The 20,239-nt window shown below is 46.4% G+C and carries 20 protein-coding genes; 11 read left to right on the forward strand and 9 right to left on the reverse strand.

From position 1 onward, the window contains the following. Positions 1–107 precede the first annotated feature (107 nt). Complete coding sequence (uxaC, locus tag C161_RS01580) at positions 108–1,550, reverse strand: glucuronate isomerase (protein ID WP_036667887.1); 1,443 nt, start codon at positions 1,548–1,550, stop codon at positions 108–110. Between the two features lie 203 nt (positions 1,551–1,753). Between uxaC and C161_RS01585 the strand changes: the two genes are divergently transcribed. Further along, entirely contained in the window at positions 1,754–2,497 is a 744-nt protein-coding gene (locus C161_RS01585; protein ID WP_036667888.1) for an MBL fold metallo-hydrolase, read from the forward strand. Positions 2,498–2,678: 181 nt separating this feature from the next. Here C161_RS01585 and C161_RS01590 read toward each other — a convergent pair whose 3' ends face one another. Next, positions 2,679–3,308, reverse strand: a complete 630-nt coding sequence (locus tag C161_RS01590; protein WP_036667889.1) for a hypothetical protein — start codon at positions 3,306–3,308, stop codon at positions 2,679–2,681. Positions 3,309–3,698: 390 nt separating this feature from the next. On the opposite strand from C161_RS01590, the gene C161_RS01595 reads away from it, so the two are divergent. After that, positions 3,699–4,019, forward strand: coding sequence for a transposase (locus C161_RS01595; RefSeq protein ID WP_036667891.1), 321 nt, complete (start codon positions 3,699–3,701; stop codon positions 4,017–4,019). A gap of 23 nt (positions 4,020–4,042) precedes the next feature. After that, positions 4,043–4,879, forward strand: a complete 837-nt coding sequence (locus tag C161_RS01600) for an IS3 family transposase (protein WP_235193718.1) — start codon at positions 4,043–4,045, stop codon at positions 4,877–4,879. 137 nt (positions 4,880–5,016) lie between these two features. On the opposite strand, the gene C161_RS01605 is transcribed toward C161_RS01600, so the two are convergent. Then, positions 5,017–6,498 carry an alpha-amylase gene (locus C161_RS01605; protein WP_036667895.1) on the reverse strand — a complete coding sequence of 494 codons (1,482 nt, stop codon included), beginning with the start codon at positions 6,496–6,498 and terminating at the stop codon, positions 5,017–5,019. A 364-nt stretch (positions 6,499–6,862) separates the two neighbouring features. Further along, on the reverse strand, positions 6,863–9,175 hold the full coding sequence (locus tag C161_RS01610) for an ATP-dependent DNA helicase (RefSeq protein ID WP_036667896.1): 2,313 nt from the start codon (positions 9,173–9,175) through the stop codon (positions 6,863–6,865). Positions 9,176–9,344: 169 nt separating this feature from the next. On the opposite strand from C161_RS01610, the gene C161_RS01615 reads away from it, so the two are divergent. The 4 genes from C161_RS01615 (at position 9,345) to C161_RS01630 (ending at position 12,597) form a co-directional block, all read left to right on the forward strand. Beyond that, on the forward strand, positions 9,345–9,557 hold the full coding sequence (locus C161_RS01615) for a helix-turn-helix transcriptional regulator (protein ID WP_036612923.1): 213 nt from the start codon (positions 9,345–9,347) through the stop codon (positions 9,555–9,557). After that, a complete protein-coding gene (locus tag C161_RS01620) occupies positions 9,547–9,861 on the forward strand; it encodes a hypothetical protein (protein WP_051449528.1) in 315 nt (104 codons plus the stop codon). The genes C161_RS01615 and C161_RS01620 overlap by 11 nt, the downstream gene beginning before the upstream one ends. Positions 9,862–9,952: 91 nt before the next feature. Then, complete coding sequence (locus tag C161_RS33410; RefSeq protein WP_036612926.1) at positions 9,953–10,450, forward strand: antibiotic biosynthesis monooxygenase family protein; 498 nt, start codon at positions 9,953–9,955, stop codon at positions 10,448–10,450. 230 nt (positions 10,451–10,680) lie between these two features. After that, positions 10,681–12,597, forward strand: coding sequence for an LTA synthase family protein (locus C161_RS01630; RefSeq protein ID WP_084649995.1), 1,917 nt, complete (start codon positions 10,681–10,683; stop codon positions 12,595–12,597). 184 nt (positions 12,598–12,781) lie between these two features. On the opposite strand, the gene C161_RS01635 is transcribed toward C161_RS01630, so the two are convergent. After that, positions 12,782–13,720 (reverse strand): LysR family transcriptional regulator, encoded by a 939-nt coding sequence (locus C161_RS01635; protein WP_327196757.1) that lies wholly within the window; start codon positions 13,718–13,720, stop codon positions 12,782–12,784. A 121-nt stretch (positions 13,721–13,841) separates the two neighbouring features. On the opposite strand from C161_RS01635, the gene C161_RS01640 reads away from it, so the two are divergent. Beyond that, complete coding sequence (locus C161_RS01640) at positions 13,842–14,699, forward strand: alpha/beta fold hydrolase (RefSeq protein WP_036667906.1); 858 nt, start codon at positions 13,842–13,844, stop codon at positions 14,697–14,699. A gap of 159 nt (positions 14,700–14,858) precedes the next feature. Here the strand turns inward: C161_RS01640 and C161_RS01645 are convergent, their stop codons facing one another. From C161_RS01645 to cidR, 4 genes are all read right to left on the reverse strand, one after another. After that, positions 14,859–15,530 carry a hypothetical protein gene (locus tag C161_RS01645; RefSeq protein ID WP_036612933.1) on the reverse strand — a complete coding sequence of 224 codons (672 nt, stop codon included), beginning with the start codon at positions 15,528–15,530 and terminating at the stop codon, positions 14,859–14,861. Positions 15,531–15,576: 46 nt separating this feature from the next. After that, positions 15,577–16,251, reverse strand: a complete 675-nt coding sequence (locus tag C161_RS01650) for a GNAT family N-acetyltransferase (RefSeq protein ID WP_036612936.1) — start codon at positions 16,249–16,251, stop codon at positions 15,577–15,579. Between the two features lie 254 nt (positions 16,252–16,505). Further along, the gene (locus C161_RS01655; RefSeq protein ID WP_036667907.1) at positions 16,506–17,363 is read right to left on the reverse strand and encodes a carbon-nitrogen hydrolase family protein; all 858 of its coding nucleotides are present in this window, start codon (positions 17,361–17,363) and stop codon (positions 16,506–16,508) included. 112 nt (positions 17,364–17,475) lie between these two features. After that, entirely contained in the window at positions 17,476–18,360 is an 885-nt protein-coding gene (gene cidR, locus C161_RS01660; protein WP_036667909.1) for a cidABC operon transcriptional activator CidR, read from the reverse strand. 161 nt (positions 18,361–18,521) lie between these two features. Between cidR and C161_RS01665 the strand changes: the two genes are divergently transcribed. The 3 genes from C161_RS01665 (at position 18,522) to C161_RS01675 (ending at position 20,194) form a co-directional block, all read left to right on the forward strand. After that, positions 18,522–18,893, forward strand: coding sequence for a CidA/LrgA family protein (locus tag C161_RS01665; RefSeq protein WP_017691758.1), 372 nt, complete (start codon positions 18,522–18,524; stop codon positions 18,891–18,893). Further along, positions 18,890–19,570 (forward strand): CidB/LrgB family autolysis modulator, encoded by a 681-nt coding sequence (locus C161_RS01670; protein WP_036612968.1) that lies wholly within the window; start codon positions 18,890–18,892, stop codon positions 19,568–19,570. The genes C161_RS01665 and C161_RS01670 overlap by 4 nt, the downstream gene beginning before the upstream one ends. Positions 19,571–19,675: 105 nt before the next feature. Next, on the forward strand, positions 19,676–20,194 hold the full coding sequence (locus tag C161_RS01675) for an AbrB/MazE/SpoVT family DNA-binding domain-containing protein (protein WP_036612972.1): 519 nt from the start codon (positions 19,676–19,678) through the stop codon (positions 20,192–20,194). Positions 20,195–20,239 lie beyond the last annotated feature (45 nt).

The raw sequence follows: 20,239 nt of genomic DNA on the forward strand, positions 1-20,239 counted from the left end.
TGATGGCCCGGAGGTAAGGAAGGGGAGCATTTTATTACGATTGAAAAGTAGACACAAAAGAATCTTCTTATTGCATAACTTGCATGATTAGGTGCGTTTGTTACTCGTCAGGACTGTGAAGCAGAGACTGTTTTAGGCACTGAGGCAAACGGGAAATACTCTTTTGCATTGTTGTAGGCAATACCCTGTACGATCTGACCAAGCAGATCCATATCCTGCGGTGCCTCCCCTTGTTCGGCCCATTCACCAATTAGGTTGCAGACCAGACGACGGAAATACTCATGCCGGGTGTAGGACAGGAAGCTGCGTGAATCGGTCAGCATGCCAACAAAACGGCTAAGCAGACCAACATTCGCCAAGGCTTTCATCTGAGCGAGCATGCCATCCTTCGTATCATTGAACCACCAGGCGGCACCAAGCTGGATTTTGCCCGGAATGCCCCCGCCCTGGAAGCTGCCGATGATCGCCGCGAGCACTTCGTTGTCCCTTGGATTCAGAGAATACAGAATCGTTTTGGGCAGTGCTTGTTGCTGCTCCAACGCGTCGAGCAATCCAATCATCGCTGCGGAAAGCGGCGTATCATTCACGGCATCGTAACCAGTATCCGGCCCAAGTTTGGCAAACATCCGTGTGTTGTTGTTACGGGCTGCATTAATGTGGAACTGCATCACCCAGCCCCGATCTGCATACAGTTTGCCAAGGAACGTCAGCGTTACCGTCTTGTACTTGTCCTCTTCCTCACGAGTTACCTTCTGACCCGCAAGTACCTTTGCAAAGATGGCAGCTGCTTCTTCGCGTGTAGCCACGCCGTAAGGAACATAATCAAGTGCATGGTCAGAGACTCTGCCGCCGACGGAATGGAAAAATTCCACACGTGACTCCAGCGCAGCAAGGAAGGATTCATAATCTGAAATGGCAGTGCCAGATGCCTGCGACAGCTTGCCCACCCATTCCACGAAGGTATCCCGGTTCAATTCCAAGCCTTTATCCGGGCGGAAAGAAGGTAATACCGCCGTATCAAAGCCTTCGATTTCCTGAATTTTCAGATGATACTCCAGAGAATCCGTTGGATCATCGGTTGTGCACACAACAGTGACATTGGATTTGGTAATCAGATCGCGTGCACCGAATCCGTCACTGTTCAGTTTGGCATTTACTTTTTCCCAGATGGCCGGTGCGCTTGTCTCATTCAATACTTCGTAGACGCCGAAATATCGCTGTAATTCCAGATGAGACCAGGCGTACAGTGGATTACCAATCATCATCGGTACCGTTTTGGCATAAGCCATGAAACGATCGTAATCGGTTACTCCCTCGCCGCCGGTCACATATTGCTCTTCAATTCCGTTTGCGCGCATGAGCCGCCACTTATAGTGATCACCGTATAACCAAGCCTCTGTAAGATTGCCAAAGGTTTTGTTCTCGTAGATCTCCTGAGGACTGAGGTGGCAATGATAATCAATAATGGGCATGTCTTTGGCATAATCCTCATATAACTTGATCGCCGTTTCATTGTGCAGCAAAAATTGTTCATCCAGAAAAGATTTCATTCGCCTCGCACGCTCCCTTTAGGTGAGTTTACGTTCATATGGGTTCACTTCCCATCTTTACGCTACACTGTTTATCATCAAAGTTCAATATAAAATGATAGCGTTATCAAAAAAGGTTGATTTAGGCATATATTCGGGAACAAGGTATACTGGATTTAACGCAAGGATGCTGATCTGAAGATCACACAAGGAGATGAAATGAATTGAAAATCACTTTTCTCGGCACTGGAGATATGTTCAGCGTGGAGCAGCACCACAATAGTATGTTGGCTGAATTCGGAGACACGCATCTTGTCATTGATTTTCCAGAATCAAATGCTAAAGCACTCAAGGAATATGGATTCGCCATGACCGATATCCACAACGTGTTCATTACGCATCTACATGAAGATCATATTAATGGTGTACAGATGCTAGGTTATTACGCACAGATCGTAGGCGACCGCAAACCCCGTCTGTTCATCCACGAACAATTGGTAGATCCGCTCTGGAACATTCTATCCCCCGGCATGCGCTACACAACGGATGGTGAACGTACCATGAGCGATTACTACGATGTCGTCCCCCTGCCAGATGGAGGCACATTTGAACTGGGCGGCGTGACGTTTGAGACGTTTCGGACACAGCATGTTCCCGGTATGGTCAGCAATGGGCTACTCGCCAAACCTTACTTCTATTACAGTGCTGACAGTACACTCGACCAGGAACGGGTGGAGCAAGTTGCCGCTGATGTGCAGCTGATTTTCCATGAATGTCATATGCACGATCTGGTGATCAAGTCACACACTTCACTGAATGATTTGGAACAACTGCCTGCCGAAGTGAGACAGAAAACCGTACTGATGCATTATCATGACGAGTACGCGGATGCGGACAAACGGAAACAATTCAACCGCGAGCATGATCTGCGGATGGTTGGCACGTTGGAATCATTTGAACTGGAGTAGGTAAAACCACAAACCCGAAAAGCCTGGAGCATTTTCAATGGAACGAAGTGAGTTCAATCGAATGTGGGATACGATGAATCAGTATTTTGAAAAGTAATAACCTTACTATCTCAAATAGATAACCGGCAGCGTCTACTCAGATTCCTCATACGGAACTGGCGGATGCTGCCTTTCTATTAATCTAATCTCTCTCCAATGACTTCATATACTCAATCGTCCTTGGAGACGGCTCGGCCTGAACATGAAAATAATCTTCCGTTCGCTGATCATTTGGGCCATAGGAAATTTTGATATACATATCTGCATAACGCTGGAGGATATTGCTGTCGATCTCCGCCTTTGGTTTCAAGACGTAACTTCTGCTCAAACTCAATCCAAGCGGTTCCTTGTCAGACTCTAAACTAATCTCGTGTGTATTGCTCACATTGGAATGAAATAACTCTCCAGCATTTATTCGATTTATCATGTTGGTATCGAGGGTGAAGGACTGAATGACATTAACCATGGGCACCCGAGCCTCATTCACCAAAATCTCATAAGTAATCCGATCAACTCCGGATTGATGACTCACATCCACCGTTGCTGTCAAATTATAATCATCTGGCGAGTTCGTCTGAAAAGACTCAAGGTTCTTCGTAACCCGCTCATTCAAATCTCTTCGCTCCGAATTCAACGTATACTCATCGGTTCGCTTCGGTTCACCCGCTGGCCCCTGGTTTGGTCCCAAACTGCAAGCCCCCAGACACACGGCTATTACACATAGGTACATGACCAACGGGAAGAAACGGTTCATCTCTCTTTTGGGGCTCATGCCATCCCTCCTCTTCTCCAATCTTCTGCAAAGAATATCGCTTATTACGTTCTCTCATTTTGTTTTCTAACACTCCATATTTGGATTATTGTACCATGTATTAAGATGTGGGACCGAACTGTTTCTTTCTCATTTCATGTTTTTAATTGTAGCAGTGATTCGTTTGCGTATGGCGGGACAGGTTACTGAGATTCGTTAGAATTCCAATAACGCTAATTCAGTGCAAATAAGGTGCCCTCGGTTCGTTAGGATGGAGTTTTAGTTGTACCTAGATAAATGCAAAAAAACCACCTGAACACAGGTATGTGGTATTATCCCCTTTAAGTAGACACTTGAAAAAACCTTCATGTTATCATGAGGGTTCAAGTGACACTTGGAGGGGATATTTTTATGGCCAAAAAAGGACAAACATTTCACACGTATACCGAAGAATTTAAATTGAATGCTGTTAGATCCTATGTCGAAGGTTCTTCAAGTTACAAGGTGGTCGCTGATCGCGAAGGAATTCGAAACTGTTCACAACTGAAGGTGTGGGTAAAAAAATGGAAAAACGGGGAAGCATTCGATGAGCGAAAAAACAATGTTCCGAATCCACTGAAAGGACGGCTTCGTACTGCCTTTAGCAGTGTAGAAGAGGAACGGGACTACCTTCAAGCACAGGTAGATTATTTAAAAAAGCGGTATCCAAATCTAGTAAAGGAGAAGCACTGAGCCAACGGGAGAACTACGATATCATAGACGAATTGCGTTGCTCGCATGGCATTACACGCCTATTATCGATTACAGGAATACCCCGTTCCAGTTACTACAAATGGCGAGCAACACAGCCACAGCGAGACGCAAGACAAGACCGTGAGCGTGAGATCAAAGAGCACATGATGGCTATTCATTTTGCAAATCGAGAGTTTGGTTATCCTCGCATGACAACGGCGCTCTGGGAGTCTGGTCTGAACGTTAATCACAAGAAAGTATGGCGAATCATGCGGGAACTATCGATCCAATCGGTAATTCGCAAGAAGCGGAAGAAGTCCAGCTATACGCCATCTGTGATTTATCCGAATCGCCTAAAGCGCAAATTTCATGCCACAGCACCTCAGCAAAAAATGGTGACGGATATAACTTATATTTCGGATGGAAACACATTCGTTTACCTGTCTGTGATTCAAGACTTGTTCAACAACGAAATTGTCGCTTGGCAATTATCTAAACGGAACGATGTTCAGCTCGTATTGGATACGGTGGAACAATGGACACAAAAAAGAGACGTTTCGGAAGCCGTGCTCCATTCGGATCAGGGCTTCCAATACACGTCTCAGGTGTACAACTCACGATTAGAAGCATTCGGCGTCAAAGGCAGCCACTCTCGCAAAGCAACCTGCCTGGATAACGCATGCATCGAATCTTTCTTTTCGCATCTCAAAACAGAGAAGCTGTACCTTATCCAGTGTAATTCAGAAGCCGAGATTCGACAAGCCGTGGAAGATTACGTGTACAATTACAACTACCGACGCTTTCAAGCCAAACTCAAACAGCGCGCACCGATTGAATATCGATGCGCGCTGGCAGCATAGCTTTTTTCATCTGTCTACTTGACAGGGGTATGACCAATGCTCGCTCTCCTGTTCAGATGGTTTAACGATAACGATCTATCTATATACTGTTTTTATGCGGTCGGTGTACCTTTTCTTATCCTGCCTGGCACATGCCGTTACTCAGCGTCACCGCAGTCCTCATTCTGTTCAGGAAGAGCCCATACCGAGACGCCTCCACCACACACATGGAAGGTGGCCCAGCCGTCTTCCTCAATGGTAATCTGATCATCACAGCTCTTCGTCAGATCCACCCAAACTTCACCAGCACGATGCTCTCCGATGAACATTCTCTTCTCACCGTCATCCCCGTTGGAGATGACCACTGCACAACCGGAACCTTCGATTTCCTCTACGCCACGACGTACCCAGCCAATCGTATTGGCGTGATCGAAGTAATCTTCCTGCTCTCCATACGCCTTGTTGCAACGGGCAGACAGCAGAATGTCCAAAATCTCTTTTTTGCCATCCACAGGTTCAGGTCCACCAATGCCATAATAATCCCCGTAAAATACAACCGGATAACCATCCCGACGTAATAGTGTCAACGCATAAGCGCTTGGCTTAAACCAGTCACCAATCCATGATTCCAACGCTTCATGAGGTTGGGAGTCATGGTTATCTACGAAGGTTACCGCATGGGTAGGATGTGTCTGCACCAAGGTATCATCAAAAATTTTGGAGAGATCAAAGTCTCTACCTGCAAGCGAAGCCTCATGCAGCTTGTAGTGAAGAGACACGTCAAACAGGTCGATCTGATAGTCTACCGTATCGAGGAATTCACGACATGCATCCAGGTTTGAATTCCAGAACTCGCCTACGATGTAGAAATCCTGACCGCGTTTGCGGATCATCTCTGCTGCGAATTCCTTAATGAATTCATGGTTGATATGCTTAATCGCATCCAGCCGGAACCCACCACACTGGAGGGTATCGATCAGCCATTTCCCCCAATCGATCATCTCGCGCCGAACATCCGGGTGGTTATAATCTATATTGGCGAACATCAGATAGTCATAGTTACCAAACTCATCATCGACATTCTCATTCCATTTTTTATTCTCTCCTGCGATGCGGAATACACCTGTTCGTTCTCCCTTGGCATCAAAGTCCGTGCCATTGAAGTGTTCAGAGTTCCATTTAAAAGAGGAGTATTGATCCCCGCGACCCGGGAATGTGAATTTGGTCCAGCCCTCAATCTCAAACGGCTCAGAAATTTCCTTCGTTCGATCATTGGGATCAACCTCGATCACTTTGAACACTTCCGTCTCATCTGCTCCGGCCTTGTGATTCATGACCAGATCCACATAGACGGCGATTCCGTTCTTCTGACACTCGGCAATGGCCTCCACCAGTTCCTGCTTGGTGCCATATTTGGTCCGTACGGTACCCTTTTGATCAAATTCGCCCAGATCGTACAGATCATATACACCATAACCTGTATCTTCTGCTGACACTGCCTTGGTTACGGGTGGCACCCATACCGAGTCAATGCCTTTGGCTTTCAATTCCGGGGCCATTTCAGCCAGTCGCTTCCAATGATCTCCGTCTGCAGCCAGGTGCCATTCAAAAAACTGCATCATGGTATGATTTCTCTTCATTATAACCGACCTCCTTGATTGCTTTCGAAGCGGACCGCGGAACGGATAGGGTAATCGCCGTTGTTCGTTCGTTGCTAACCAAGTTATAACCCTTTCACCCTACCCTTCAATCATATAAAGGAAAGAAAATCAAAAAATATATGCTGTATAAGCTTAACAAAGATTATTTACACTGACACTACGATGACAGAATAACCTTCCAATCGCTGTTATCCCCAGATTTTTTGATTCCCTTTTTCGAAGGGGAAAATCCGAGGATAAAGGCGAACGCTTCGCTTTTTCAGGTTTTTTCTGTCCTCTCCGTTATCGTGTAAATGATTAGTTCAACTTATATACATGCATCATTTCATTCATAGTTCTTTCATCAAATTCGCTTGTAGTCCCGCCACTCCTCGGGCAGCAGGGAACGATACGGTTCCTGGATAAAACGATCGTCGACAAGCACCAACACACCCCTGTCTTCCTCCGTCCGAATCAGCCGTCCACCCGCTTGCAGCACCTTGTTCATACCCGGGAAAATATAGGCATAATTGAATCCGTTGCGTCCTGTCCGATCATAGTAATCACGTAATACGTTGTTCTCCAGACCAATCTGAGGTAGCCCCGCACCTACCACAACGACGCCATTCAAGCGGTCTCCCGGCAGATCGACACCCTCCGAGAATACGCCACCCATGACGGCAAATACCAAGCGTGTTCGTTCAGGATTCGGCTGAAATCCATCCAAAAACTGCTCCCGTTCCAGTTCGTTCATGCCTTGCTTTTGTATAACCGTATCCGCTTCATTCGGAAGCTGTGCATAGGTTTCGTATATCTCCCGCATATAAGGATAAGAAGGGAAGAAGACCATTAAATTGCTGCGCGGCCACTCACTTACTAGCTGTTGCAGCATCTCCGCAATGGGGCGCCGGGACTGTTCCCTGTCCTTATAACGCACGGATAAGGGCAGGAGTCTCACATCCAATTGTTCACGCTGAAACGGCGATGGAATCTGCAATGTATAATCCTCTTCCTCTGCACCCAGCATATCCCGATAATAGCGAAGGGGTGACAATGTGGCCGAAAAATGAATGAGGGAGCGGAATCCTTTGGCCGTCTGACGAAGCAGTACCGAAGGATCGAGACAAAATAACTTCACTCTCACTTCACTTCGAACACACTCTGCATACGTAATAAAACGTTCATCATACAGCTTGGCAATACGCAGGAAATTCTGTGCCGTGAAGTAGGCATCCAACAGCAGCTGATCCGTCTCGGCATTCCCTGAACCACCTTCAACAAGACATTGCTCCGCAACCATGACAAAAGGCTCCAGTCGTTCAATCAGTTCCTCCGGTGCTTCCTGCTGGATGATCTTTCCTTCTTCTCCACCGTTTTTCCGAAGGGTAATCAGATACTTATCAATGGCCCCGGTGTAGTCAACAATGGCTTTGGCAGCAGGCACACTGCTGTCCAGCGACTGGAACTCTCTTTTCACATCCAGAAATACTGCCTTCTCCAGCTCAGCGGAAAACATCATTCGGCCACGATCGACCAGATTATGAGCCTCGTCCACCAATAACACCGTCTTGCGTTTCTGCTCCTCCAACATTCTTTTCAGAGAGATCCTTGGATCGAAAATATAGTTATAATCGCAGATCACCGCATCGGCTGCATACGCCGCATCCAGTGAAAACTCAAACGGACACACTCGATGTTTGCGCGCATACTGCTCGATGACCGGACGTGTCATCAACGTCTCATGTTCCAGCATGTCCAGCACAGCACCGTTAATACGGTCATAATACCCTTCACACATGCCGCATTGCCCCGTATCACAAGCTTCTTCTTCCTTAAAACAAATCTTGTCCTTCGCGGTCAGACTGATCACATGCATCTTCAATCCTTCTGATTGCATCCGGGCAAAAGCTTCTTCTGCCGCCACCCGTGTCGTCGTCCTCGCGGTCAGATAGAACAATCGGCTCGCTTCGCCTTCGCCAATCGCTTTGACCGTGGGGAACAGTACGGACATCGTTTTACCAATGCCTGTTGGTGCTTTGGCCATCAATCCCTGACCCTCACGGATTGTTTTGTAAACGGCTCCTGCCAGCTTTCGCTGTCCCTCCCTGTATTTGCGAAAAGGAAACGGCAGCTCTTTCACACTGATATCACGCTTTTCTTCATATGCAGCGATCATCTCTGCATATGGCGCATAACCGGCAATCACTTCTGCCGCAAACTGCTCCAGTTCCTGTCGTTCTGCCATTCGGCGAAACCGTCTTTCTTCATGGGTAACCGAATGCACATACGTCAACTGCACTTGCATACGTGGTTCGTCTTGCTGAACGGCGTACATATAGGCATACATCATGGCCTGCGCCCAATGCACGGGAAGCCCCTCACCCAGATCATCCAGATTGCCCGCAGTTGATTTGATCTCATCCACCGTCAACTGACCCTCCAACCGGATCAGGCCATCACATCGTCCCTCCACCACATAGGTCAGATCCCCATGTTGAATCTCAGCTTCGAGCACAATCTCTTTCAGATCCTCTTCCGTGTACTCCTTCTGTACCCGCTGATGAATTCGAGTTCCCTCCTGCATCGAGGCATTGGTACGGAACCCTGGACGTATGCTGCCGCTGCGGTACACATACTCCACCAAAGGTCTAACCGATATCCGAATTGTTGTTGTCATACGATCACCCGTTCTGTTTGTAGTGATTATACTTTATCATGAAATATGCTTTTGGACACAGCATCACCTCGAAGAAGTGGAAAATATTATAAAGAGAGATTGACATTCCATCGTCGCATAAGTAAAGTTAACTTTACGTAAAGCGAACTTTACTTATGGGAGGATATACTTGCAAAATCTAATCAGAGACAAACGAATACATATGCACATCACACAGGAAGAACTGTCTCAACGGCTTAAGGTCTCCAGGCAGACCATCATATCGTTGGAATCCGGAAAGTACAAACCTTCTCTTGTGCTTGCTCACAAGCTTGCCCAATTATTTGGCTGTCAGATCGAGGAATTATTTATTTTTGAAGGAGATGAGAATATTGAGTTCTGAATTACTGAATCGGATGATCGGGATCGGTGGAATTGTAGCTGGTTTGTTATTTGCAATACTCATTATTTTTTTCACAAGGTTGATTGCAAAAAAGCACAACGGACTGGATGAGCGGTACCTCTATTGTATCACGAGAGCAAAAGCCTTCTCCTGGAATGCGACCACTATCAGTCTTGCTCTGGCATGGATCCTCGTAGTTATGCTAGACGGAATATCGCTTTCCTTTTTCATTATTACTGCAGTGTTTGTCATTCATTGTTTATCTTCTATTGCGGCAAACCTATACTACTCAGCTCGGAATTAGCCCACCTGTCCGATACATGTGAACCGATTGGACTCGCACAATCCCATATGCTATGTTGAGTTAGAATGTACTTAATAAGGAGGCAGCTTCTATGTATATCTATTTGGTTCCTTCACCGATTCCAGATGCACTTGCTGCATACCCGCATCTGACATTGCGAAGCGAAGAGCACGTGCGTCTGGCTATTGAATCCGCAGAACGCCTGATGAATATTGAGTCTGATGATAAAGTAGCCGCATATGAAGCTTTTGATGCCGCAGGCTCCTGGACTGGCGGTGGTTACGCTGTTCTCAACAATATCCCTGTCACAGAGGATGGTCGTAACGATTTCGAAGAACGGTTTAAGAACCGTGCCCGTAAGGTTGAAGACGAGCCTGGTTTTGTCGGTATTCGTGTGCTTCGCCCTCTCAAGGATGATACGTATGTTGTACTTACACTCTGGCAATCCGAAGAACATTTCAAAGGCTGGCAGGAATCCCAAGCCTATAGTCACGCTCACCGAAACCGCAGTACAAGCGAAGGGCTGACTGCACAAAAGCCCACCATGTTCCCCAGACCTTCTTACGTCACAACGTACACGATAGAATAACGGAATGGATCGCATCTGGCTTTTATCGCGGTAACCCACGTTTTTTCAAACCTCTTCCTGCATGGAAGAGGTTTTTTGCCGTCAATTATAGAAGGCTCTCATTTTTGACACAGCCATGCTGAGATAGGATAATACTTGTTAAATGAAACTTCGGAAGGGAAGGCGGTACCTTGTCACGCAGTTCACTCACCCGATTTCTAAGCGGACCGTTTATATTCTTTACCATTATCATGATGATCAAAAGTTCACTGGCCTGGATTGTTATCTTCGATGACATCCCTGTCTGGAAACCACTGCTGACCGAATTGCCGCTCATCTGGATCGGCTTCTGTCTAATTGAGTGGTTTGCTGCCAAGCGACGAATGTGGATGTACCTTGCCGTGGATCTGCTGCTTTCAGGGATTTTTTTTGCAGCCATCATGTACTACAAATACTATGGCGTAATCGTTAACTATCATGCGCTGGCACAGGTGAATCAGGTGACCTCAGTCAAGAGCAGTATGTTCTCTTTACTTGATCCCTATTATTTGTTTATTTTTGCAGACGTTTTGATCATTGGGGGGATACTCACTCGTCGTCGGATCAAGCTCGGGAGTACAGAACGCCCAAACCGTATTCCACTTGAACGACGTTCCAGAAGACGGGTCGCTTCGGTCATTCTGATCCTGTCCATGATCCTATGCATGCTTAACATCTATCCCAATCGGGCCAGCATGAGTGAGCTTACACAAGCAGAACAGATGGGCATCCTCGGTTACGAGGCGTATACCATCCTGGATCGACCTGATAAACCTGTGCCCATTGCTCAGATTGATCAGACTGACATCGACCAACTGAAGCAAACGACCGAACTTCCTGCAATTTTGGAGAAGGGTGCCGCGAGCGGACGCAATGTGATTATGCTCCAGTTGGAATCGTTTCAGAACTTTCTGATTGGATTAGAGGTAGATGGACAGGAGATCACGCCCAACCTGAATCAATTGGCTAGAAAGAGCCTGTATTTTCCGAACTTCTATCAGCAAGTGGGACAGGGAAATACATCAGATGCAGAATTTGTTGTGAACACGTCGTTCTACACCCCGCCGAACGGGGCAGCAACAACTGTATATGCGGATAAAGCTCTGCCGAGTCTACCCAAGTTGATGTCAGCAAACGGATATCAGACAGCTACATTCCATACAAATGATGTTCGTTTCTGGAATCGGGATCAGTTATACAAGGCACTTGGATTCGACCAGTATTATGATATTAATTATTTCGGCACACAGGACTCTATCGCCTTTTCGGCCTCGGATGAAGTACTGTATTCCAAAACACTGGATAAGCTGGAATCCATGCAGTCTTCGGGCGATCCCTTCTATGCCCATATCATCTCCATGTCAGCCCACCACCCGTACACTTTGCCTAAAAACAAGGTGAAGCTGACGCTGCCAGAGCGTTACAAGGATACATTGCCCGGTGATTATTTGATATCACAGCATTATGCGGATCAGGCGGTTGGACAGTTGATTGCTGGATTGAAAGAACGGGGATTATGGGAAAATAGCTTGTTTGTCTTGTACGGGGATCACCTGGGACTTCCCATTTACTCACTGGATCGGGATGACAAAGTCCTTATGAAAGAATTGTATGGTCGGGAATACACATCAGCAGATATGATTAATATTCCACTCATTATCTCGGCCCCGGGCGTTACCCCCGGTGTACAACTGGAACAGATCGGAGGCCAGGTGGACATTCTGCCAACGATTGCGGGACTCACCGGTGTATCGCTGAAGGACCAATTACACTTCGGACAGGATTTGTTACACGAAGGTGGAAATCTGCTACCCGAACGTTATTACCTTCCCTCCGGGTCGGTGCTAAACGATGCTTCTCTCTTCATTCCGGCGAAAGGATACGGGGACGGAACACATTATTCCCTAGCTGATGCGGGCAGACAAGATGCCGAGCAACAGCAGACGGGTGTTCCTTCAGAAGAGATATCGAAGATTTCGGGAGATGAGGAATCTCCAGCTATAGCCACACCCAATTGGCAGTCTTCTTCACGGTTTATAACGAAGGAACAATATGATCGAGCATTGGATCTTGCACACTTGTCCAACAGTTATTTGAGCCAACTACCGGATCGAAAGGACGCGAACTGATTTTATTTTTCTAATATTCTAAAAAGAGCTTCATAGTGAATCACCAAATACTGAAGTTTCTTCAAGATTACACATCTATAACGTACATGATCAATCCTGCAAGGATGAACATGTGCGTTATTTGAATTACACACAATCGGTATTCAACCCTTTTCCATTTCAGAAGGCTACAAGAGCTGATGAATCAATATTCTTTAAAATATTTCAGTAGTTCCGATTGGAAACTTTCAGCAGTAAAACTACGCTCTCGATTTTTATGAACAATCAGACCATGCGTAAAGCTTATTTTAGAAGTAAAAGGAAGAATTTTTAATCTACCCATCTTTAGTTCGTTTTTGATCGCTATTTTAGGGACCAAGGCAAAACCTTTTCCACAGCATACAAGTTCCTTGATCATCTCAAGACTTGAAAGCTCTAACGCATCCTTAACCACAATCCCTTCATTCTTTAGAACATCTACAGCAGTCGTATGATACAAACAAGATGTGCCGTTACTGATAAACACCTCGTCATTTAGAATCTGCGCCCCTACACTTTCCACTTTCCGAACCAAATCCTCAGATGCAACAAAAACAATAGTCTCTTCCATAATCGGATAAAAGAGAATGTCATGTCGCTCAGGGTTTTGAGGAACAATGCCAAAATCCAGGGCATAATCCAGCACACTTTTTAGAATATCTTGATGCGCCCCTTGTTCAACACGTAAATTTACGCTTGGAAAGTTTCTCGTATATTCCTGTACAAATGGAAGCATGCGTGTAAGAAAAAAGGATTCCTGTAGTCTAATATTTATTGTTCCGCACGGCTGATTCATATCATTCATACTTTCTTTAAGGGATTCACTTAAGTGGACATACTGATAAGCATATTTGGAAAATACTTTTCCAGCTTCCGTAGGTTCCACCCCTCGTGGAAATCGATGAAACAACTTCTGTCCGCAGATCTTCTCCAGCTGTTGAATATGAGTTGTTACTGTGGACTGGACATAACCTAAGCGCTCCCCAGCTCGGCTGAAACTCTTCTCTTCAAGCAAAGCAATAAATGCCTGAAAATAACGACCCTCTAAGGAATTTATCATATCTTTCACCCTTTTATATTTTGATTTGAAATAGCTAGTATTCAATCTATTCGTTATTCAAATGAATAGTTTAATTATACAATAAAAACACGTCATCACCAGTTCTACAAGTAAGTAAGAGAAATAATATTGGACTTCTTAATGAATCCAGAAGGAGATGTAAAAAATGAAGATTAGTTATCAGCACCAGAAAGTTGGAGATGTCGAAGTTTTTTATCGTGAAGCCGGGCCTAAGGATGGCCCAGTTATTTTACTATTACACGGGTTTCCATCCTCTAGTCATATGTTTCGCGACCTTATTCCCAAACTGGCAGAACAATACCGTGTCATTGCCCCTGATCTTGCTGGGTTTGGTCGTACAACAACTCCACCCCGTAGTCAGTTTGACTTCACATTTGACAGCCTGTTTCGAGTTATTGAAGGTTTCACTGAAGCATTAGCTCTTAAGAAATATGTAATGTATGTGTTTGATTATGGGGCACCTGTCGGTTATCGCTTGGCAGTGGCTCACCCGGAACAAGTTCAAGCCATTATTAGTCAGAATGGCAACGCATATGTCGAAGGGTTTAGTGACGCATGGGGACCTTGGGAGATGTATTGGCACTCTCCAACACCTGAAAATCGTGAAGCATGTCGTGATTCCTTAACCCCCGAAACTATCCGTAACTTTCAGTATCTTCATGGAACTGATGCTAGCCTTGTTTCACCAGACGGATATTCACTGGATATTGCCTACATGTCACGCCCGGAAGCTGAAGAAATCCAACTGGATTTAATCCTCGATTATAGAACAAACGTGGATCTTTATCCTGAATTTCAGGCTTATTTCCGCAATTATCAACCTCCTCTTCTAGCTGTATGGGGTAAAAATGATCCTGCTTTTCTTCCTGCTGGAGCTTTAGCTTATAAGCGTGATATCCCATCTGCAGAAGTGCATTTACTTGATACTGGGCATTTTGCTCTCGAAACACATGTGACAGAGATCCATGAGCTCATTCACCACTTCTTAAAGAAAATATTTTAAAACCAACTTACATTGGCTCAATCTCAACCTCGAACTAAATAGAAAAAACCCGTAGAAAGCAGGTCCAATAATGGCCTGTTCTACGGGCTTTTTGCATCTGTCATCATTCTTCAAGGTACTTGCAACGCCACTATGATTTAATGTTCTATCCCGTCCAGTTTACAACGGCAGTAGCGCAACCGACTTGCGAGCAGTCAATTGCTCTACCATGGCAAGCCATTCCTGCGGTTTGTTAGGAAGCACAGCATAATATCGATTCAGGAAATCAGCCACCAGACTGGCTGGCAGTTCATCAAGCGACTCATCGCCTGGCATGAAACACAGATCCAATCCGCCAACTGCTTCACCGTCACCTTGCCAGGATGGATGAACATACGGGAAGTCCAGACGCTGATATCCCAGATGGGACAGCACTTCGCGACGCACATACGGGTCCATCGGCTTGATGCCGCCAAACTCATGATCCTGACTCAGATAAGGGTTATAGATTTCGGCAAACATACCGAACAATTCTTTCCCGTTTGCTGCAGCCAGCTTTTGCAGATCACGCTTGCGGTGATTCGCCAGGAAACTGCCGATCCCCAGACCTTCACGCCCAATAATCGTGAAGTCCGTCATGGCTACGTTCCAATCCTCGTAATAACGGTACTCTGTCGCTCCAACAACCTGTCCCTCATGCACAGCCACGAACACCCGAATACCCGGATCTTCCAGCGGTTCTTCCCACAGGGGGAAGTCAAGCACTTCTTCCCGCGGGAAAATCTCCTGCATCAACTTGTGCATTTGGGCAAACAATGGATCTTTAATGGATGTAATACGCGTGAATTCCATGAATAAATACCCCCTCGATTGATGATGTATTTCGTTTAACATTTCTTTATCTGAACGGATTCCGCCACTCCATCAGGGCTGCATAATTGCAGGATTCCTCATCGTCCAGATAGTCCGCTGTCACACCAACTGGCATGCGCCCACAACGAAGCAGGAACGATATCACCGGATCACGTCTTTCTCCCGCTGCCACCTGGTTCAGATATTCCTGCGCAGACAGTTGGTCTGCAACCAAATGATAACCGGGCATTCTACCAGCACCCAGTAACCGATCCATCCCCTGAGCGATGACAAGGTGGTACATCGCCTGCATCATAAGCTGAGCCAGTCCCCATTTGCGGTACTTTGGACGAACACAGAGATCAACAATATACAGCGTGTTGCCATCCGGCTGGTGGTTACGAATATAACCGTCATCCGTTACTTGGGCCCAGGTATGACTTGCTGGATGTGCAGGGTCCCACTGCATCCGTAGCGAGGTCATTGATCCGGCCAACTCTCCATCGACTTCAATACAGATGGCGCCCTCCGGGTAATGCTGTACATGACTGGTGAGCTGCTCGTGACTCCAGAGCAGTTCTTCCGGATAAGGAGGAGGGAAACTCTCCGCCTGAATGCGAATGAGTTCCTCAAAGTCGGCAGTAACATAATTGCGAACGACTGCTTTTACCCTTTTGCCACTTCGCTCCGGGTCGGTAATCAGCATTTCTTTGGTATACATGTTGCCGGTTCACCCCTTTCCACTGACAAAATGAATTCCCTACTCTGTTTCGCTTCGGTTTTAATTATGTGTTCAAAAAGGTCGGTTTTCAGTACCGAGAAGATGGGATGAAGCTAGAAATGGAGTAGCGGAGCGTAGGGAAGACTACGTGAGCAACGGACATTTCGGCTGAATTCCATATTCGATGCTGATGATGCCACTAGGCATCCTTCGTAATCAAAAGCGGGCTTTTTGAACAACCTCTATAAGGTTGCCTACTCCCAATCGGTATACAGATCAGTACGGCGGTCACGCCAGGTCGTTACCGATCCACGTTCACGTACCTCATACAACAAGTCCAGATCCAGATCGGCGGTCACGATCATATCGTTGTTAATCTCACCCTCGGCCAGAATGCCACGTGGCGGGAACGGAATATCATTCGGCGTAATAATTGCAGCCTGTCCATAGTTGGCACGCATGAAATCAACGGTCGGCAGGTTACCCACTGTTCCGGTTAACACAACATACACCTGATTCTCTACCGCGCGGGCATGACTCGTATAACGCACACGGTAGAATCCGTGACGATCGTCCGTACAGGAAGGACAGAAAATTACGTCTGCGCCTTTGGCTTTGGCCATCCGTACAATTTCCGGAAATTCAATATCGTAACAAGTCAGCATCGCAATACGGCCTTTATCCGTGTCGAACACCTCAAGTCCCTCTCCGGGAGCCATGTTCCATTCCTGGACTTCGGTTGGTGTAATGTGAATCTTGTCCTGCCGCGCGATGCGACCATCCGGGTAGAACATGTGGGCTGTATTATACAGCTTCCCTTCACGGCGAATGACGTGGGTTCCCCCGATGACGTGCATGCTGTACTTGGCAGCAAGTGACGTGAACAGTTGTTCATATTGCTCCGTAAAGTTCGGCAGATCCTCAATTGTCAGAGCATTGCCTTGTTTGTCCCCAATGGACATTAATTGCGTTGTGAAAAATTCCGGGAACAGCACAAATTCGGTTCCGTATTCGCTCGCTGTCCGTATGTAATGCTCAGCCTGAGCGGCGAACTGCTCAAACGAGCTGATTGTGTGCAATTGGTATTGTACAGCGGATACCCGCAGTTTCATGTTCGTACACCTCCATCAAGATTATGCTTCCATTGTAACAACGATCCGGGGTCAACAAAAGAGTATTTACACTGGGCACTACAATGACAGAATAACCTTCCGATCGCTTCCCTTACTCACCCAGCATCGACTGTGTGAATCCGATCCACTCTCTTGTGGCAAAAGACAGATAGCGGTCCTTCCGCCAGATCATGCCGAGCTGCCATGGAATCACCGGTTCCACCACGGGTATAATGCGCACGCGCATGTTGTCTACCTCACGACAGATCGTTTCCGGTAGTAGAGCTACACCCAGATTGGCGGCAACCATTGCGCTGAGCAGATCCCACTGGGAGCTCTCATATACCACACGGGGCTGGAACCCAGCATGCTGACAGGCCACAATAATCCGGTCATGCAATGCAAAATCCTCCCTAAACAACACAAAGGCATCGTTTTCCAGTTCATGCAGCGCAACCGACTCTTTCCCCGCAAGTGGATGTGAAGGGTGTACAAGCAGGTTCAGCTTCTCTTTGACAAACACAAAATGATCCAACAGTTCATCCACGGTTGGCAGTACGGCAACGCCAATATCCAGTGCACCACTGATCACATCGGCCTCCACTTTTTTGGCACCATCCTCAAACAGCTGAATGGTCACCTGCGGGTAGGCTTTGTGAAATTCACCAATGATCATGGGGAAAAAGCTTGATCCTACCATTGGCGGCAAGCCAATCCGCAGATGGCCTTTCTTCAAGTTCATCAGATCGTCCAATTCGGACGACAGACTGCGGAATGATTTTTCAATCTCCAGTGCCTGCCGAAAAAACACATGACCTGCATCGGTTAGTTCCACCTTTTTACCATAACGGTCCAGTAAAATGATACCCAATTCCTCTTCAAGACTCTTGACCGTCTTGCTGATCGTGGGCTGAGTGATATACAGGACTTCGGCGGCTTTAGTGAAGCTCTGCTGCCGGGCAACTTCCAGAAAATATTGCAAATGGCGGATATCCATCGGTTGATACTCACCTCTCATAGACAAATGGAATAGTAAACATTCTTAATATGCATTTTACTCATGAAAGAATGCCATGTAAAATTTGTGATATCAAATGAATCATTTTCATTTTCATAATAACTTAAACGATTACGTTGATTATACAAGGAGGGATTGAAGTGAAAAAATGGGGCCTTGGTATTGCACAAGTTGCGCTCTTAATGGTTTTTTCACTGCTCATGGACCTGCTGGCCCGTACTCTCCATCTTCCTGTACCAGGTTCAATACTCGGTATGGTTGTGTTATTCATTCTGCTTCAGACTCGTGTCGTGAAGTTGCGCTGGATTGAAGTTGGAGCTGCCTGGCTGCTCGGTGAACTATTGTTATTTTTTATCCCGTCAGCCGTTGGCATTATGAACTATATGCCCATGCTGGAGCATGACGGATTGCAAATTTTATTCATCGTACTACTTAGTACATTCCTGGTCATGTCCTGCACAGGCCTGGTGGCTACACGAATTGCCAAACGAAAGGAGCGTCACACCGGATGATTGGATTCCTCTGCCTATTGTTAACCGTCGGTATCTATTGGGTTACCAAACGAATGTATAGCAATCTGCCTAAAGTATATCTGTCTCCGTTGCTCATTACACCGCTGCTTGTTGTTGGCATATTGCTTGCAACCGGAACGGATTATGCCACGTATAGCAGTGGTGGCAAATGGCTGAGTCTGCTTCTTCAACCGGCCACGGTGGCTTTTGCCGTACCGCTCTATACCTTTTTCCATGTACTCAAAAAACATATTTCCGAGATTGTCTTCAGTGTCATGACCGGCTCGGTCGTTGCCGTACTTTCTTCTGCCCTGCTCGCCAAATGGTTGCGCCTGGATTCCGGTCTCATTCATAGTCTGATCCCAAGATCGATCACCACCCCAATTGCCATGAACGTATCCGCCACTATCGGTGGCATACCCGCAGTGACAGCTGTTTTTGTTATTATGACTGGTCTGCTCGGAGTAATTATGGGCCCTTCCATCGTCAAAATGCTGCGCATCGATGGGGAGATTGCACGAGGCACACTGTTTGGAACCGGTGCCCATGGCACAGGGACATCCAAGGCGTTTGAACTGAGTTCCCTGACCGGTACCATCTCCAGCATCTCCATGGTGCTCGCTGCATTGTTCACTTTAGCGGTTGCACCCGTGCTTTCTAAACTTATTTTCCCATAATGGATGGAATTATCCACTTTTTTGAAATATTATTGTTGTATTAAAGCCCTTTCTTCCTTACAATAAGGACAGGTTTTTAATTGTGAATATTGCGGGGGAGATGCGATGAAAAGAACCGGAATGAAGAGATCTCTGGACCGTCTTGGACGAATTGTCCTTCCCAAAGAAATGCGGGATACGATGGAAATCCATATCGGCGATCCGCTTGAGTTTTTCATTGAAGGAAAAGAGTTGATTTTAAGAAAGTACAAATCAACATTATGTATTTTTTGCGGTGATGTAGATACGGAAATGTATTTCAAAGAACAATTCATCTGCCGGACTTGTGCAATTCAATTAAAACACCCGGATGACTCTCCCAACTGGTTCGTACCTCAGAACAAACAGGCTCCTGCACCCGTGGAGCGTCCTGCTTCCAAATCCGCCCCAGTCTCATCTCCCGCTAGGGAAGAAGGGACCACAGCTGACAACCAAGAATACCCGGACCTGCGGCCAAAGACGGCACGTATGCTGCAACAGATGAAAGAAATTGTTGAACAGAATCCCGGTTTGGCTCAACAGCAAATTGCGGAAAAGCTTGGCATCAGCCAAGGACGCGTCTCTCAATTAAAAAAGTTACTATAATCAAAATGGCATTTGATCATTTATAGTCAGAAGACCTTCCGATCA

Origin of the sequence: Paenibacillus sp. FSL R5-192 (assembly GCF_000517845.1) — a bacterium.
GTDB lineage: Bacteria > Bacillota > Bacilli > Paenibacillales > Paenibacillaceae > Paenibacillus > Paenibacillus amylolyticus.